This window comes from Methanobrevibacter ruminantium M1 (assembly GCF_000024185.1).
Lineage (GTDB): Archaea > Methanobacteriota > Methanobacteria > Methanobacteriales > Methanobacteriaceae > Methanobrevibacter > Methanobrevibacter ruminantium.
This window is the reverse complement of sequence record NC_013790.1, coordinates 1266290-1287231: the sequence shown is the minus strand read 5'-3', so window position 1 is coordinate 1287231 and position 20942 is coordinate 1266290. Positions and strand designations below refer to the sequence as shown.

Sequence of the window (20942 nt, the reverse complement as noted above, 5' to 3'; positions counted from 1 at the left end):
AATTTAAAATTGGAAAAAATAGTTCTAGGGAGGGGTGAATGAAAAACAGTGCAAAAAATTGTTGAAAAAGTATTAAAAATAATTAAATAGTCTAAAAAAAGTCCAAAATAGATTATAAATAGAATAAATACTCTAAAAATAGTTAAATCAATTAATACATTTAAAAGCTTAAAATTTATTAAAATAAAATAAAAAAATAAGAAGGCAATCTATAATCACCAATCACCTTCTAAAAAAGAACTTGTTTTTTAAAAATTCCTAGAAAATCATCCAAATAAAACATCCTCATTTACAAGATTGACAGTAGATTTTAGACATTGGTCTAAAATCTACAAACTTGTCAATTAATCTATTTTATTGTTAATTTTCCGTTTGCAGTCACTTTAGCGAATTGGTCGTCGCCTGCGAATTTGGCTGTGAAGCTGTAGGTTCCTTTTGTGGAAAGGCTTACCTTTACAGTAGCGACTCCCTTGTCGTTGGTTGTTCCGCTGTAGGTTTTTCCGTTTACGGTGAAGCTTATTTTCTTGTTGCTTATTCCGTTTCCGTTTACTGTCTTAAGGGTTGCAGTTAAGGCTTTTGTCTTAGCGCTTGCCTTATAGGTTTTAGATGAAGTGCTTAGTTTTGGAGTCTGTAGATTGACTGTGATCTTTGCCACTTCGAATGCTCCGGTGTAGTTGTCGTCTCCGAGGAATCCTATTGCAAAGGTGTATGTTCCTTTGTATCCTAGGTTGATTTGGAGTTTTGCGCTACCGTTTTCATCTGTTACACGGTCGTATACTCTTCCGTTGAATCCTATCTTGATTGGCTTGTCTGCTAATGCGTTTCCTTTGTCGTCTCTTAAGACTACTGTGAAGTATTCGCCTATTCTTCCGTCAGCGCTTGCGACTACGGTTGTGGTCATGTTTTGGTAATCGATTACAGTTTCTGTTCTGTTAGGGATTACTATTATGGTTTCGTTGATTATTGTTTCGTTTACTATGACCACTAGGTTCATGTATCCGGTTGCGGTGAGGTTGTTTGCATCCTTGTAGGTGGCTACAACTGTTGTGTTGCCTTCTACGTCTACTGTTGCCTTACCGTTTGCGTCGGTTTTTACTGTGGATTCTTGTCCGTTTACGCTGATGGTTAGTTCTGCGTCTGCTATTGCTTTTCCGTCGCTGTCTGTGAGTGTTGCAACGATTGACTTGCCATCTTCGGTTGCAAGTGCGATGGTTCCGTTAACGGTTACAGGGACAGGTACAGGGACTGGGACTGGCACTTCGTTGGTGACCACTTTGGTTGTATAGGTCACTGATGCGCCGTTGTCGTCGGTGTAGCTTAGCTCTACAGTGGAGTTTTCATCTATAGGTACAGTCAATTTGCCGCTTTCATCGGTTGTGAAGTTGGTTTCGACTCCGTCTATTACAGCGGTGACTGTAGCGTTTGCTAATGGTTTTCCGTCGCTGTCAGTGAGTGTTGCGGTTATTGCATCTTCGCTTGCTTCTACAGACATTGATCCGTTAGCGGTTACAGGAACTGTGACATTCTCATAGATGATGACTGTTGTTTCGTTTTCAACATAGATGTTGTTGAGGCTTGCGCTTACGCTGGAGCCTAAGTCATCTGTGTAGACTACAGTAACTGTGAAGTTGAAGTTAGGTTCTCCATACAAGTCTACAAGAGCCTTACCGTCATCGTCTGTTGTGACTGTGGATAGTAAGAAGTTATTTAAGTCAGCTTCAAGATCAGCGCCAGCAATTGGATTGCCGTCAAGGTCCTTTAAGGTGACTTCAACATAGTCTCCCACAACAGCCAATTCGATGGTTGCGTTTGCAGATACAGGAACTACAGGGTCTGGAAGTATTGTAACTTCATCTTCCATGCTTGCAGAGGCGTGGTCTGCATCTCCATCATAGTCTAGGCTTACTGTGTGGTCTCCAGCTTCAAGGTCATAGACAAATCCTATTCCGTTTTCAACAGTGACATCTTGGCTTTCGCCGTCGATTGTGACGGTTACGGTTGCATCCATTGGGTTGTCGTTGCCATCAACGAGGCTTATTACAAGGCTGTTTCCGATTACGTCCATATCAAATTGGACATTGTCGTCTGCAGTGACTTCAAGGCTTGCGCTGTCTTCATCATAAATGAAGTTTGCAGAGCCTTCGAATTTGGCTGTTACAGTGTAGTTGCCTGCAGCAAGATATGGAACAGAAACAGTGCCTTCTCCATTAACTACAGCAAGGGAGCCTGTTTGATCTCCTACAGTGAGGGTGACAATACCGTCCATAGGATTTCCTAACTCATCAACAAGTGAGACCTTGACTATGGCAAAGTCGCCATAGGTGATTGTGCTGTTTTCAAGTTCAAGAGTCAATGCAGTTTCGATCGCTTCAACTGTAAAGCTTGTGGTAGCGTCTTCAACGTCAAAGTTTTCGCCAATGAATTTTGCAGTCACTTCATAATCCTTTGAGTCAAGCAGGATAGGCAATAGAGCGATGGCTTCGCCATCTTCGATTTCGATTGCATAGTCTACGCCATCGATTGTGAGGATGACAATTCCGTCAAGTGCATATTCAGAGGACAATTCTACTTCAACAGGATTATTGTAGGTAATGTTGTCTATGCTTACAATAAGTTCAGCTTCAATTGGGTTTACAACAAGCAATGCAGTGTCCATAGCATTGTTTTCACCTAAGAGCTTAGCGGTTACCAAGTATTCGCCAGCAAAGAGCTCGTTAGGGATTGTGATGGATCCTTCTCCAGCATCCACATAGATGTTGCAGTCGACACCGTCAAGGGTGGCAATGACCAAACCGGATAATGGGTTTCCTTCGCTGTCTTCCACAGTTGCATAGATAGTGATAGGGCTGCCATAGTCAACAGCTGGAATGTCTATGGATAGGATTGCATCTGATACCATGATCAATCCGACAGCGCTTGTTCCGTCATAGAGCTCATCTCCTGCAAAGGAAGCGGTAACAATGTAGTTTCCTTTTTCAAGTCCATCGATTTCAAAGATAGCCATACCGTCATCATTGGTGGTATCGTTATACTCAACTTCATTGACCCATATTGTTACAAGCTCACCTGCAAGAGGTCCGAACTCATCCTGCAATAGGACACATACGTTTATAGGATCTCCCACATTTACTGCAAGATTGTCTACAGTAAGGTATGCAACATATCCGTTGACAGGGAATACAAAGTCCTGTTCGTCTATGGTTATTGTAATGTCACCAGTTCCGGTTACGGTTCCAGTGATAGTAGCTTGGTTGTCTATTATTTCTACTTCATCCTCATCAAACTCGGTATTTTCTGCAATAGCAGTTACAATACGGGTTGGGAGAACATCTGTTAATTCAGAGCCATCATTGAGTTTTAATAGGATGTCGAATTGGACATTGTCTCCGATGTTGATGCTGTCACTGCTTGGAGTTACTTCTGCTACGATCCAGTTAGTAATTTCCACATTGGTGAAAGCCATTAAATCATCTTCAGTGGTGTTATAGCCCCACCAGTTGTTTTCAAGAGTTTTGGTGGAAGTCCATTGCTCATAGATCAAGGCACCTATGTAAGAGTTATTGATTAATGCAGAGTTATAAATTGTTAAATCTGCAGCATGACGAGCACCTATAGTGAAAATTCTGTATCCGTATGCATTGCTAATTACTGAATCCAAAACAGTGATGTTTTCTGTATTGAGTACGCAACTGCTGGATATTGCATTAATGGTTGAATTGATTAATACAAGATTAGTTGAATCCCCTCTTATTAAATTAGAGACAGTTATATTGTCAAAGACAACATTTTCAACTAAAACAGCATTTACATAATTGGTTCTGATTAAATCAGTGCTTAAGCTTGAGTCAACAAATTCAATGTTTGCCAATGTGAATTGGTCATTAGAATATTTTCCATATTCATAAGCAATGTCTGCAAATGTATTATCAAGGTTTTTAATAATGACCTTATCAACTTCGTTGGATAGACCAATGATGGATAATGTCTGATCGTCGATTAATACATATTGGCTGCCTAAAGTCATATTATCATATTCGCCAGGTTGGATGTATATGATATTATTAAGACCACCTGCATCTTGAACTGCTCTTTCCAAGCTTGCATATGGGTTTTCTTCAGAACCGTCACCGGTTTCATCGCTTCCTAAAATGTCCACATATATGATTTTCTCAGCGATTTGCTTGATGTTGAATACTGAAGTCTTTATAGTCCATTCGCTTGAGTCATACATTGCATCAGTACGTGCAGATGCAATGAATTCGCCTTCTCCACCAAATTTAGTGTTTGCAATTGCAATAGGGACTAAATTAGCAGAGATTATGTCACTGCCGTTTAAGGTGAAGTATACCAATGGTCCGTAAATTATATTGCCATCAGCATCCACCAAGCTTGCATTGAACGCAAGGTTAAGACCTTCAATCTCATAAGTGTCATTATCGTTTACAGTCAATGTAAATGTGGAACCTGTGATTTTAGTGTTACCAGTTAAGTTTACATATGGCATGTCTCCCAAATTGAGAGTATTGTCATGAATATTGACTATAGCACTTCCAGATGCAAATACAAATGCACTTGCAGTGTTTTCTTTAACTATGTTGTTTGTAATTTCTGCATTGCCTGAAACACCAATCAAACTACTTACCAAATCATTTGAAGTAAAGTTATTATTAGTTATATTAATTGGATAACTTGCAGTAATCAAAGTTCCATTGTTTTCAGTGAATGAACAATTATCCACTACAGATGTTGATTGGAAATTCAATAATCTTGCAGTGTTGTTATCAAAAATACAGTTTTTCAAGAAGACCTTCTGATTATTAGAGAATAAGAGGAAGTTTCCGCCTAAAGCACCATTCCTATTTGTGTAAGAGTTATTTGCGAAAACACAGTCTTCAAAGGTGGTGTTTGATTTTGAACGTATGACACCACTTGATAAATCTGAAAGATTAAATACATTATTAATTACTTTACAATTTTTCAAGCTTAAGAAATCGCTTGAGCTGTCAATGAATACTGGATAATATCCGTCTTTTGGATAATATACATTTTCATAGCTACAGTTTTCTAAAGACAAGCTGGATCCTGCTCTGGTGAAAATAAAGTAAGTAGGATAATTTGCTTCAGTGAATCTCAAGTTAAGCAAGTTTAAGGAACCTGAATTAAGCATAACAAATCCTGATGTACTGTTCTTAATGAATATCTCATTATTTTCACCCATAATGGTTAAATTGTAGAAACCGTCAATGGAATTGACCGGTACATTAGTGAGATTGGTCATTATATGAATTACACCATTTAAGGACTCAACTACAGTTAAAGCTTTGGAGATATGTGCATATGGGTTCTCTTGAGTACCGTTACCGGTTTCATCATCCCCGTTTGCGGAGACATATACGTCATGTGCGACTGCATCATTTACAAAGCTCACTGTTGCTGTTTTTACAGTTATGTCTTCTGCAGTTCCTAAGCTAGCAGATGCAATATGTTCACCATTCATCTTTAAATTGGCGTTTGCAGTAACCTTTTCGCCATTAATACTGGAGGAAGCGACTTTAATTCCATCCAAATAGAATGATACTGGAATGTTTGATGCATAAATAGGGTCATTATTTTCATCAGTTAAAGTTGCATTGAAAGTTACTGAACTGGTACTTATAGTCCAAGTAGAATTATCCATAACTGTTAAAACAACTCCTCCCTCAACTTTAGATTGAACATATATATTTTTCGCTGCACTTGCACTTGTATCTATGAAAGTGTTATCTTTAATGTAAAGATAATTTCTGCTATAAAGGGCACCTCCATAATTTGATGCGCTTGTCTTATTAAAAATAGAATTCAATACATAATTATTTCCGCCATTACTCCAAATGGCACCACCATTACTTGATGCAACAGTATTTTCGAAGTATGAATCAGTTACAGATAAATTACCGCTGCTTCTAATGGCAGCACCATTATTAGCAGTGGAATTGATGAAATTAACGTTGTTTACAGTTAAATTACCTAAGTTGGTTATAAATCCTCCTTTTGCATTTGCAGGGGACTTAGCGTTTGCAAGTGTTAAATCTTTTAATTCAATGATGGAATTTGCAGAAATGGTATTTATAAAGTTAATTTCATTATTCATGTCAAATACTGTATTTTCACCACTTCCCACAATATTTACAATTGCAGTGTTGGTGTCGATTTCCAATGCAGTGTCAATAGCATATACTCCTTCTGCTACATGGATAGTGTTATTAAATGCGACAGCTTCATCCATTGCTTTTTTAAGTGTAGCATATGGATTTACCTCGGTTCCATCACCTGTTTCATCTGATCCTCCAGTTGAAACATATAACTCTTTATTCATTAATGGAGTGATGATTAAAACACCTGTTTTAAGAATTGGGTTTAAAAGATTTGTGGAACTTGCACTAACCAAATAAGTGCCATCATAAATGCCCATGGATTTAGCTACCATTTCATCATATACCAATTTTCCGTTGATTTGTTCGTCATTGAAATCAAATACGAAACTATTTAATGAAATTGCATTTTCGCTATCATCCAATACTTTTGCCTTTAAAGTAGCACCATAGCTTTCCTGTTCAATGGTTTCATTATTTAAAACCAAAATGGTTATAGGGCTTGCAACATAACCGCTTCTTATATAAACATAAGGAGCAGCCAAATCTGAAACCTCATTATTCTCTAAATATATTTCCTGACCATTGCCCACATAAACAGGATTTTCGTGAGTGATATTGATAAATTTGGAATTGCTTATGTTTGCAATAGTAGTGGAGGCATAATCATATAAGTAAATTACTGATTGATCTGAATCTTTAAAGGTACAATCATCTATTGACAAGACAACTACACCTTGAGTTTCCAATGCTCTCTGATTAGAAAGATTTGCAAATTCAGAAGATCTTATAGTCACATTACCGTTTGAAATTAATATCCTGGCATTATCATAGAACTTACAATTTTCTATAGTCAAGTCATATTTTTGATTCAAGCTATTGGCACTGAATCCGATGGCAGTGATGTTATAGAAAGTTACATTGTTAACATATGCTGGATTGAATAAAATCCTAGCAGAATTTTGTTGTTGGAACTTATTATTTTCAAATGTACATGAATCAATTGTTGATTGACCAGAAATTATATAATAATAACCATTATTATCACTAAATTTACATTCACTAAGAATTAAATTACCAAAGGAGTTGATAATTCCATAATTATCTACAAGATATTGGGAATATCCATTTACAAAGTCTACATTGGAAATAAATACATTAGACCTGTTTGAAACATTACAAAATGCGGTTTCATTATTCATATCAATAGTCACGTCACCGTCATAGCCAATAATGTTTAAAATACCATTTGCAGTGTCTATTGCTCTGTATCTATAGTATTTGTATGTTCCAGCTTTAATATAGACATTTGCATTCAATGCAGTTGAAGCAACATCCAATGCCTTTTCAACTGTCGCATATGGATTTGCCTCTGTTCCATCACCTGTTTCATCAGATCCGTCAGTTGCAACATATACATCAATGTTTTCCAATGGAGATATGTTCATAACTGAAGTCTTTTGATTGAAGTTAGTGAAATTAGCTGTGGAGTTATAGACATATTTCACAAGATAGGAACCGCTTAATGCTTCCTTGAATGTGTAATTATTCACACCAGAGTCAAAAGTTAATTGAGAACCAACTAAAGTGTCGTTAAAGTATAAATCGAAACCGCTCATATTAATAGGGTTTCCCATATCATCAGTTAAAGTTCCGATAACATTTATTTCAATTGCATTAATGTCATATGTTGTATTATCTAGAACAATCAAATTAATCTCTGAATTAATGTTTGCAGAGCTAATTGAAACAAATGATAAATTTCCAAATGAACCAGTGTTGTTTTTTAAATATAAATTACCTCCCCAAGAACCCATATAGATATTATTGAAGACAGTATAATAGCCATAACTATTCTTACCCATCTTATTGTCAATGAACTCAGAATTAGTGACGGTTAAATTTAAAGGTCGGTTACTGCTATAAGCGCTAATGATAGAAGCACTATCGACTCCTGTATTGTTTTCAAATTTACAGTAATCTATAGTTAGATTACCTGGATCGGTTGAATAGAAAACGGCACAATACCTATTGTTTAAACGTGTCACATCATTATTATAGAAATATGAATTGTTAAATACCACATTTCCAAAATAGGAAGCATAGAAAGCTACAGGACATTCTGTAACATTACAATTGTTTAAAGTCAACTTGATATTAGATGAAGTGGTATAGAATACTGAACCTCCGTTAGTGTTGGTATTATTCTTAAATAGACAATTGTCAAATAATACATTTGCATTTCCATTTAAAATTGCAACACCTGACCCATACCAGCTTCCAGCGGAATTGTTAACAAACACACAATTTCTTATAGTGTTGTCACCGCCACCTAAAGACAAAATCGGTGCTCCGCCGTAATAATAAGAATTGGCAAATACGGAGTCCTCTATAGTTATGTTGGCTCCACTAATTGCAGTAGTTCCAGAACGTATAAGCTTCACATTAGACAAATAGAAGTTATTTCCATTTCTAACGTTTATAAAATTATTTGAAAGAGATAATAAATCAATTAATGTCTCATCGCTGCCAGCACCAATAATGGACAGATTATTACCTGAATCCAAAGCCAATGAAAAACTCCTATCATTGGTGGTGTTATATACACCGCTTGCCAAATAGATAGTACCATTACCACCAGACGCATCAAATGCTTCTTTTATGGTCTTATATGGGCTTGATTGACTACCATCACCAGTGGTTTCAACCTTACTGTCTACATACCATGAACCATCTCCCTCCTCTACAATATTTGAGGATAATGTATTCTTATCCTTGCTTGTATTAAAAGAGACGTCCGTATAGCTTATATCCTCTGTGTCTGCAGAGAGATCTACAGAAGATACTTCGATTGAATCGTCAATGTCATCAATATCTGCAGCAATAGCATCATCTGCAGCACTTACAGCACTGAGAGATAGAATAACTGCTATCAATAATGCAGATATTAAAAACATTGCCTTGTTTTTCATTAAAATATTTTCACCTCAATTAATTAAATAGTTTAAATATTTCTAATAATTGAAAAATCATTAAAAAGCATTTAAACATCATTTATTAAAGTTACGAGGTTTATGAATATTCAAACTAATAATTAACCAAATAAGTGAGATAAAGATTTATGAAAGTTTTTTTAAATTAAACAAAGATGAACTATTGAGTAATCTAATACTTTCATTTTTTTATCCATATATGATGTTAATTAAATAATTTTAATAAAAGAGATTATTTTTTACGAATAACTCTAAAAGCTAGATTAACAATGCTTAAATAGCTTTTTTAAAGGTCTTACAATTTTTTAAAATGATGATTTAATTAAATCAAAAAAGAACAAAATAGTCTTAAACTACTTTATTTTCTATTCAATCAAATCAAATAATTAATAAAATAGTCTTAAACTGCCTTATTCCATTATTTAATAAAATTAAATCATTAAATTTATTTTATATATAATAAAACAAAGTTGAATTTTTTAAAACTTCAAAAAAAATTGCTTTTTTTATCATTAGTTTTATAAACAAGCTTAAATTACCAAAAACTTGTTTATAAAAATAATAAATAAAATAATAGAAGTTTAAAATCGATTGAAAACATGTTAATGAAATTCCAAATATGTTTCCTTTTATGAAACATGATTATGAGAATTCCGAATATGTTTTCTTTAATGATTTTTAGATTTCAGTTTATTTAGCTCCTGACTGTTTTATCTTTCGCTAGGGGAGATTATTCTAAGGCTTATTTTCTTGGAAGCGGATTTATATGAACTGTCCCCCATAAATTTAATTTTTACTGTATAAGTTCCTTTTTTATTTAAGGAAACATTTACCCTTGCAAGTCCTTTTGAGTCTGTTTTTGCAGCATAATTCTTGCCATTGACGGTAAAGATTATATTTTTGCCACTGATTGGATTTCCATTGGCAGATAGCAATTTAGCAGTTAATGATTTAGTCTTATCACTATACTTATATGCTCTTGAAGATGCATCGAGCTTTGGACTGTGCTTGTTTACTGTAATGAGAGCCACTTCAAAAGAACCGCTATAATAATCATCTCCAAGGAACGCGATTGCAAAGGTGTATTTTCCTTCGTATGCTAGGTTGATTTGAAGCCTTGCACCTCCTGTAGCATTTGTTGTACGGTTATATTTTCTTCCATTGAATCCAATTAGGATTCTTTTATTGGCTAATGGTTTGCCATTTGCATCTATAAGACTTACTTCAAAGTATTTTCCTACCCTCCCATCTGCTTTAGAAACTGCAGTGGTGGTCATATTATGGCAAATAATCTTTGTTACAGTTCTTTTAGGAATAATCACCGGTTTGTCGCTTTTATTTATAGTGTCATTATTTGAAAGATTAGAAGAACCATTAGTAACAGAGGAATTACCTGAAATAGAAGTTCCATCATTAACAGTAGCATTAGTCAAATTGCCACCAATACCCGAACTAGATGAGTTATTATCAGATCCAGTGGAATTAGAAATATTTGAACTGGAGCCATTAATATTATCAAGCCCAGAACTGGAAGAATCATTACCTGCGCCAGTAGAATTAGAAATATTTGTACTGGCGTTTGAACCATTAATATTATCAATTCCAGAATCTCCAGAACTTGAACCATTAATATTATCAATTCCAGAATCTCCAGAACTTGAACCATTAGTTAAATTAGTCTCAGAATTACCTGAATTAGAAGTATTAGTAGAATCTACATCAGAATCATTATTGGAACTGGAATTGGAAGAGCCAATGGCTGAACTTGAATTAGACCCTTCATTTTCATTTTCCAAAGCTAAAACAACCAACTTACTATAGGTTTCACTTGAATAATATACATCAGTGCCCCTGTAGAATGCATAAATGTCATAAGATCCTGGATTGAGGTTTATGGCCAGATTTGCGTTTCCATACTTATCTGTAGTTCTTGAATATTCCCTGCCATTAATGGAAAATACAATTATCTGGCCTTCAATCGGATTTTGAATCTTATCAGTCAAAGTGACAGTATAATTATTGCCTTTTCCTTTCAATACCCAATAAATTGATGAATTTAGCAGAGTGTTAGCCGCATTTTCATTAACGACATTCAAGATGGAACCGACATTGCTATATTGATAATCCCCATCTCCCACAAAGTGGGAAACTATATTGTATCTGCCTACAGTGAAATTATAATCCAAATGAGCCAATCCATTATTATCTGTCTTAATATTAAATCCTGTGCCATTCACTTCAACAATAATGCTCTTCTCTGGCAAAGGATTTCCATTTACATCAGACAATACCACATCATAATAGCCAAAGGCCCTATAGATATCAGATGAATTGACAGTCAATATGGAAGGATACTTATAATCCTCATCAACCACATATAGCCTTGAGGCAACAATGGAAGATGAATAATTAAGAGTTCCATTAAACTTAGATTGGATGGAATAATTTCCATAATTTAGATTAATGGCCAATCGAGCCTCCCCATTGGAATCAGAGAATCTAGTGTATGTCTTATTGCAAACTGTAATCTCTATTGTCTGACCCTGGATAGGATTGCCATTGCCATCTACGAGCTTAACAGTGTAATATCCTGATTTTTTAACTATGACATTTTCATTTGCAATCAATCTTGATGAACTTCCATAGATTGTAAGATTGGTGATAAGGCTAGATTCATCATACCATTTATCCCCTTCAAATAAACTTACCAGATAATAACTGCCCACTGGAAGATTTATCTTAAGCTTGGAGATGCCTGACTCATTTGTAAATGCATAGAATGTGTATGCATAGTTTGAAATGTCCCTTATTAATTCACTTGAATCATTATAGGATAAGTTCAAGCCAGTGATATTTGAATCAAATACCAAATACTTGATTTTTGAATCGGATAAACTTTTCAAATCATTTGTAGATAATATAACAGTTAGATAAGTGTCATTTTTCAATACTTCAACACTGGACTGGCCAAATAATAATGTAGGAACCTTATTAAGAGTAAGATTGAATGTCTTGCTGGATTTCCAATAATGCTTGTTTCCAGCAAATGAACATTTAATCAGATAGCTACCTGCCCCTAATTCAAGAGGAATAGAAAACACACCATTTTTATCGCTTACTGCAGTGTAATTCTTAATATATGGCTTATTGTCAGAACCATTAAACAGAATAGATAGCCTTATTACCATTTCAGATAGATTATTATTATGTGAATCCTTAATCTGAGCTGTAAAATTATTATTAGCTCCAGTAATGTTTAAAGAACTTTTATTGAAAAATGATACATTGTCTTTAGAAGGGTTTTCCAATACATTCAATTCAAAGATGGAGTATGCACTTTTATAATCCCCATCTGCGACATAGACAAAACTGATTATGTGCTTGCCCTTATCAAGCATCTGCGGGAAATTGAATTCTGCAAAGCCTTTGCTGTTTGTATAACTTGAACCTAAGTAATTTCCATCATCATAAACTCTGATTTCTTTATTGGCCAATGGATTCTTACTGTTTTCACTTAAGCTAAAGTTATAATAAGCAAAATCCACTTCTGTAATCTTATTAGGACCATTATAATTCAAACTAGTTGGAATAGTGGATTGCTCATCATCAACAAGCATTAAAAATGAAATATTGCAAGGATTGTAAAAAGTGTCTTCATTGCTTATGCCATTATGGGTGCTAGAATCGTAGTGCTTTACCAAATCTCCAAGAAATGCAATCCTATACTCATAGAGTCCTCTTTCTGAGTGCTTTATTAACATTTGGAAAATACCTTCAGGTGAAGTTCTAAAGATTTTAGCTAATTTTCCGTTAAGCTCTATAATTGAATATAAGACTTCCTGACCTTTACAAACACCCAAATAATCTGTGCAAGAGAAACTGGCAAGTGGAATGCCATTTTCATAAGCGACAAAATAACGAGGCGTTGATACATTTCCCAATGGAACGCCATCATTATGAGAAATCAAAAATTCAAAAGGAATTTCACTGTTAGGACTTGTATAGACAAATGAATAGATCAAATCTCTAAAGCTGATGGAAACATCATCATAATAGTAGGAGTTATTGTAGAATACAGTAAAGTTTAAATCATAGCTTGCCCTATTATGGAAAATATCTCCGCTATAAATGAAGCTATAGAAATGCTTTCCGCTTGAAGTTAAATTATTGACACTACCCTTCAAATAGCCAAATTCATTGGTAAATACAGACTTGGAATAGACTGCATCAACATACAATAAGATTTCAGCATTAGGAATATAATTGTCATTAGAATCCAAAAGAATGATTTCATAATTGAAGCCCTCTCCAAAATTAACCATATCATCTGTAATGTTTGATGAGAAGTACATCCTTGTGGATAGAACTGAATTTAAATTAGCCACTTGTGTCAAGACAGGTTCGGCTGCATATGAATAGGTTCCTGAAATTGTATATCTGGAGCCTAATTCCAAATAAGTATCATATCTTAAGAATGCTTGTCCTTCTACCACATCACATACACCTATGATGCTTGATTCTAGATTGCTTGGATTTGAAGAATTAGAACTGGAAGAACCAGAACTACCTATTAGATCAATATCCTGATTGGTTTGATTAAACAAGATAAAAGTAAAATTACCTCCAGTAATAGGATTGCCCATATTGTCGCTTATGTTAGCAACTAGCAAAACACCCTTATTGTCAACAATATTAAAGCTTCCATTATTTGCAAATGAAATGACCAAATAAGAGATATTGGCACAGGTGAATACATAATTTCCACTGCCAAGTCCAGAAAGTTTAGCTTTACAGTCATTCATTGAATTAGAATATAATTCAAGTGTGGAAACAAGGTTATAGATAGCTCCCCCTGAAACATTGGCACTGCAATTGTTGAAAGAGTTGCTTAGGCAAATGAGATTTATGTTTGAGTTATATAATCCACCTCCATATATTGCAAATGATGAAAAGACATTATTGTCTTGGAATCTGCCCCCTTGTCCACTCAAATAAACAGATCCTCCTTTAAATGCCTTATTCAGATTGAAGGTATTGTTTTGAACAACACAGCTTTCACCAAAATTGGAAATGGCTCCACCTTCCATATCTGCGCTGTTGTTTATGAAGATTGATGACTCATATAATGCATTTGAACCATAATTATAGATGGCTCCTCCATTGGAATAATCCTCGCTAAATGCAGAATTATTGACGAAAGTGGAGTTTCTGAAGGTATTGGAGAATCCTTGATTATAGATAGCTCCACCATAGGATGCTGAATTGTTAATGAATTCCAAATCATTGTATAAAACCGCATTTCCCATGTCAAATATTGCACCGCCATATTCTGCAGCAGAATTTTTAAATCTGGAATTGTTATAGAGTGATTTTTGCTCAAAGAGATAGTTATTTGTATAATCATAACTTGCTTGAATGCTTCCCCCATTCTTTACAGCCCTATTGTAGTCAAAATCACAATTATCAATCAAAAGATCACCAATAGAATGGAAAATGGCTCCTCCATCAGAATAACAAGCAGAATTATTGATAAATTTAGAGTTTGATACATTTGTATCAAATCCATAATTCATTATGGCTCCGCCTACTTCAACATTATTGTGAACAAAACTAGAATTGTTTACTTTTGAATCTTGACCATAAAGGAATACTGCTCCCCCACACCTAGATGAAACGAATATGGTGCAATTTTCCAGCACCCCATTGTTTGTGAAACTAGAATTGTCGATAGTAATATTATCTATTTTAAAGTATCCTGCAGCTCCACCAGGAGAAATACGGTATCCTATACCAAAATCAGTGCATATAAAATGATTATTACTGAAATTGGAATTTGAAATGTTCAGATTAGAATATTTGTTGGAAGTCAGATTCTTTAAAGTAGGCATCCAAGCCTCATTTAAATTATAATCGATTGTCATAATTGCTCCACCCATAAAAGCGGAGTTATTGTCAAAATCACAATAGTCAAAGCATGTATTGTTACCCTTAAAGTAAACAGCCCCACCATTATCTGCATCATTGCTTAAGAATGAACAATTGATGAAATTATGATTATTGCCTTCAATATAAACAGCTCCCCCAGCTGAGAATGTCATGAATGTCTTTTGAACGAAAGGATACTTGTTCAATATGGAAATTGAATGATTAGAAAACTCTGTATTTGAGATAAGAGCACCATCTGAAAAACTTGCTATCGCTCCCCCAGTTTGAAGAGCGTTCCACTTACGGAAATAGGAATTCTCATTCAAATCAATATATGTCTCAAGGCTGTTGTTATTGAAAATGGAATTGTTTATAGTTAAGTTTCCATGATTGCAAATGGCTCCTCCATAGGCATATTGATTAAAAACAGAACCCACACTATTTTTAATGAATGAAGAGTTTTCAATTGTCAGGAATCCCTCATTTTCTATAGCTCCGCCGCTAAGCAGAGACACATGCTGATATGCATCTTCAGAATAGACATTATTATTATAAAAGCAAGTGTTGACTAAAGTCAGATTGCCCTTATTATAAATGGCTCCGCCAGATGAAAAGTCAAAACCATTGACAAAGGTCAAATCCCTTAATGTCAAATTGATAGAATTATCCACATTAAATAGCCTATGCAAACCTTCACCATCCAATATTGTCTTATTTACCCCAGAACCTATAATGGAAATCATCTGACTATTTCCAACCCCTTCAAAGAATAGATCGTAGCTATTTTCACTTAGAAAAGTTCCTTCAAAAACATATATTGTTGTTTTATTAGCATCATGAAGATTTTCTAAAGCCTTATTTAGGGATTTAAATGAATTTTCTTGACTTAATCCATTATTGAAATCATTACCATCTAAAGAAACATAAAATACCCTTTCATCATATTCTTTTAAAGAGTTTTTTATAGGTGCTTTGTCATTTAATTGAATGTCATTAGGAGCAGAAATATTGAACTCAATTAAGCCATTAGAATTAACCAAACGATCAGAATTAGAATTAACCAAACTATCAGAAATATCATATGAATTAGAATCAGATTCAAAATAGGTGCTGAAATCATTATATGAATTAGCATCAGATTCAAAGCCAACACTTAAATCATTATATGAATTAGCATCAGATTCAAAGCCAACACTTAAATCATTATATGAATTAGCATCAGATTCAAAGCCAACACTTAAATCATTATATGAATTAGAGTCACATGCAAGATTGCTAAAATCATCTAAATTAGCAGAACTGGCACTTGCTGAACCCATCATAGCCAAAGTTCCGATGAGAAGACAAATTAATAAAATATTCCATATATGTCCTTTATTAAAATAACTCATAATCTCTACTCCTTTTATTAATTATCCTCATCTTCTTTTGATTTTTTATAATATCCTAAAATTATCAATCCTAAAAACAGGACAATAATTATTAAAAGATTTTCAAGGTCAACATTCTTTTCCAAAATATTATCATCAATCTCCTCTTCATAAATCTTATATGCACTTGAAGAAGATGATGATGAAGGACTATTTGAACTATCTCCAGGAGATGCCGCTGAAGAACTTGATTGATAATCACTTGAACTACTATCTGGACTTGAAGGACTGTCAGAACTTTCTGAACTATCAGGACTATCTGGACTATCTGGACTATCAGAACTTTCTGAAACATCTCCATTTAAAGGATTATCGCTAAGTCCGACATCATCAGATTCGCTCTTATCATCCTTATCCACATCAGATTTATCTTCAGAATCATCCAAGTCAGTTGTTGAATTAGAATTTTCTGAAGATGAATTGTTAGTATCATTAATATTAGTATCAACTGGAATCTCAGAACTGCTATTTGTTAAATTAGAAATATTATCATCATCCATATCAGAAGCTCCGCCATTGACATCAGAGGAATTATTATCATTAGAAGCAGTCCCATTTACAGGATTTTCAGAAATTGAAGAGTCAGAACTACCGTCAGTGGCATTTACTGTATCATTAGCCGGAACATCAGAAGTGGAATTAGTCTTGTTTGAATCATCCATAGGTTTTGTTGAACTGGAATTAGAAGAGCTGGAAACATTATCCTGACTATCAGAACTTGAATTAGAAGGGATTGTTCCATTAACAGGATTTTGAGAAGAAGAATTGGAAGAGCCAGAACCATTATCCTGACTATCAGAACTTGAATTAGAAGGGATTGTTCCATTAACAGGATTTTGAGAAGAAGAATTGGAAGAGCCAGAACCATTATCCTGACTATCAGAACTTGAATTTGAAGAGGATTTTCCATTTATCAAACCACTAATGAAATCAGAAAAGCTGGATCCTTCGCCATTAATTGCAATGCCTCGAGCGTCACCGCCCAATGCAGACAATATATCGCTCCAAGACAATGAATTTCCATAAGCCCCCTTTCCTGTTCCTGAACCATTTCCAGAACCTCCTGTTCCGCTACCGTTTCCGCCAGTGCCAGTTTCTTGGCCGTTTTCATGGATGATTCTTCTGATTGAACCTCCTGTGCTAGTGCCTGTCCATCCATTTATTCCAATATATTTTGAATCTTCAGATGTGAGCAATGAAGAGTCTGCCACATAGACTGATTCTCCCCCTTTGCCTGAATTAGTGATGATTGCGCCTGCAGTGTTTTTAGGCAAAGTATAGACATCAGCGGAATAGCGGATTACTGAAGGGAGAAGAATTGAACCTCCAGATTGCAATGTGTTTGCAGTGAATGTGCTGTCAATAATTTTTAAATTTTCATCATGAATCGCTCCACCATTGTTTACGGCGGTGAAGAAGATGCTGTAGACTTGGTCCAATTCATCTTCAAAAATCCATTTCCTATGGGAATTCTTATTTAATCCTCCAAACAGTTGGGACATATTATAAGTATAAACAAGATTATTGCCAAAATTACAGGAAATATATTGGGTTTGGGAATTATTAATGCAGTAAACTGCCCCTCCCCTTATTGGAGCCACATTAGAATCAAAATTACAGTTTATAAAGTATATGTCTTGTGGAGATAAAAGATTATCAGCATAATTTCCAAAATTATCCATCAATCCATCTTCTGTTTCATAAACAATGAATGGAATTCCTTCAATGATGCTGGAACTGTCATTCCTATAAGGATAGATGCCAGAAGAATAAAATGCTCCCCCATAGCCCCCCGCAGTATTATTTAAAAAGCCAGTGTCGGTTACTACAACTTCTTCGCCAAGATACTGGAAGATTGCTCCACCCTTGCTTGCGACATTACGGTCCTGATCCTTATCCATTGCATTTGAAAAGTCTATTGCACGAGGATTTTCATAAAATCCGCTGAATGCAAGATTAGATGTGAAACTTGAATTTGAAATATGAAGATCGCTTTGATTGTTAAAGATTGCTCCTCCATTATAAGCCTCATTAAAAGCGAAATTACAATTTAAAATAGTTAGATTGGAAAAGGAATTATCCACAGCCCCTCCCTTATCATAATCATACTGAATGTCCCAAAGAGAAGTAGTTATTACAGGGGTGCTAAAGCCTGTGTAGAATGTGTGATTGTCCTTTACATTGTTATTTGTAAAATTAGAATTTAAAAGAGTCAAACTACCATTTGTAGACACTATAGCACTTGCAGGAGTATTATTAAACAAACAATTATCTATTGTCAAATAAGTGTTGTCCTTAACTAATCCATAGCCATCAAAAATAAGACCTTTCAATCGGATATTTGCATCTGATTTAAATGTCCAATTAGTTGAAATGTTTGTCTTATTAATGGATTCTATTGTAATGACATTATTCCTATTCAATCTTGAATCGTCAATCTGTTCTGTAGTTTCATCATCAAGAACAGTGATAGTAACCGGTTCTATACATGTGTTGAGAGCATCCAATGCATCATTTATACTCTTGAACGGCTTTTCAAAGGAACCGTCTGATTTTGATTCATTAGCACTGTAATTAACATAAACTTTTATTGTATCGCTGATGATGCTACTGTTTACTTTCCCAATATTGACAAAAAGATTGGTATATGCATTTGAATAGTATCCTGATATCTTGATGATTCCATTTAAGGAAGAGAATGTGTATAATTTAGCCAAACCTTCAATGAGGCTAGAATTTACCAATATTTCCTTGCCTTCGATAAAGAATCTTATATAGCCTCCAGTTATAGGGTTTCCATTGTCATCATGAACATATGCGGTTAATATGAAGCTAAGGGAATCTGTATTCAATAATCTTTCATCTTCACTAAGGCTGTCTCCAATAAAATTCAAATACAAACCATCAATAAATCCATTGTTATATATATGATAGCCATTTGCAGTCATATTCATCAAATTGTTCTTTAAATTTAAAATGCCATCATTATAAATGATTGCAGAACTAGGAGACATCTTTGCATTATCAAAAATACAATTCTCAAGATATAGATTACCTTTATTGTGAATCAATCCTCCATCATTATAACGATAAACTCCATTTGCAAGACTTAAATTTTTTATAGAAACTGAAGAATCTTCTGAAATATCAAAGAACCAGTGTGAAGACACTCCATCAATAATGGTCTTATTATAGCCAGATCCAAATATTTCCACATCCAAACCTGTTATATATATTCTCAAATTAGTTCCATAGCCATTATATTTACCTTCACCTAGATGAATTATGCCTTTTACTTTAGTGGTGGAACTAGATGAAGCACTAGAACCATAAATGTTAGTTAAATTCTTTAAATAGGACAAAGCTTTGCTAATGGATTTGAATGGCTTTCCTATAGAGCCGTCTCCCTTATTGTCATTTCCATTCAAATCAACATAGATGTCAAAAATACGTAAATCATTAGTGCCAAGATCATTATCTCCATAATAATGATTGTTTTCAGAAACAGTCACATTACCGTTAACTGCATCATTTCCTAGATACTTTCCATTATTAGAACTTAAATTATTTTTAAAAACATTTATATTCTCGCTGGAGCTTGCATCGAACCTGATTGCATAATCTCCCCCAAGAGAGTAATTGGATAAAACATTATTGTCATGAATGCTTAAATCATGTGAATCCCTCATATAGTATATTCCACTATGGCCAGTTCCTATGGCATCAAAATTAGTTCCAATCATTGAAACGTCATTTCCATTTACAAAAAGATTGTTATATCCTATATCATGATTATAAGACTCATATGCACTTATCCCATAACTACCGTTGGAATTGGTTTTGATTGTATTTTCCTTAATATTAACATCAAATACATTAAAGAATTGAATGGCATATACCATATTTGAGCTAGCTTCAATAGTGTTTTTTGTAAAATTAAAGTTATTTGATGGATTCAAACCATTTCCAAAGTCAAAATACTCTGCAACCATACCATAAACAAATGAATCTGATTTTAAATGGAGGCTGTTTGATTCAAGAGTGGTGTCAACTGCACAGGACAATGTAATTGCATTTGCATAATAGTCAGAAATGATATCTATTGTATTTGATGATATGTCATTTCCCTTCGCATTATCTTTAGAATAGGCATTTGAGGAATATGAAGAGAAGTCTATCCCATAAATGTAATGTTTTGATGTATTGCTTAGAGACCTTGAATAGATGGATATTCTGTTATTTCCTATTATATTATTATTGGATGCACCAAATGCATAGATTCCCGCTAGATTGTAGTTACATCCATCAGAATAGTCTATATAAATTGGGTTGTTTTCAATGACCAAATCTGATGCCTCGTTGATGTAGATTGGTGTAAGATAATTGGAATTCTCACTTGTTGCATTTGTATAAAAGTTTAGATTTGTTAGATTGGAATAAGATCCATCCATTAAAACCTCTAT

General features: G+C 34.5%; 3 protein-coding genes. All 3 read right to left on the bottom strand.

Going from position 1 to position 20942, the window contains the following annotated elements; genetic code table 11:
- Positions 1–349: 349 nt before the first annotated feature.
- Entirely contained in the window at positions 350–9103 is an 8754-nt protein-coding gene (locus MRU_RS04930; protein WP_012955781.1) for an Ig-like domain repeat protein, read from the bottom strand.
- 731 nt (positions 9104–9834) lie between these two features.
- A complete protein-coding gene (locus MRU_RS12060; protein ID WP_012955780.1) occupies positions 9835–16440 on the bottom strand; it encodes an Ig-like domain-containing protein in 6606 nt (2201 codons plus the stop codon).
- Between the two features lie 17 nt (positions 16441–16457).
- Complete coding sequence (locus MRU_RS04920; protein WP_012955779.1) at positions 16458–20930, bottom strand: hypothetical protein; 4473 nt, start codon at positions 20928–20930, stop codon at positions 16458–16460.
- Positions 20931–20942 lie beyond the last annotated feature (12 nt).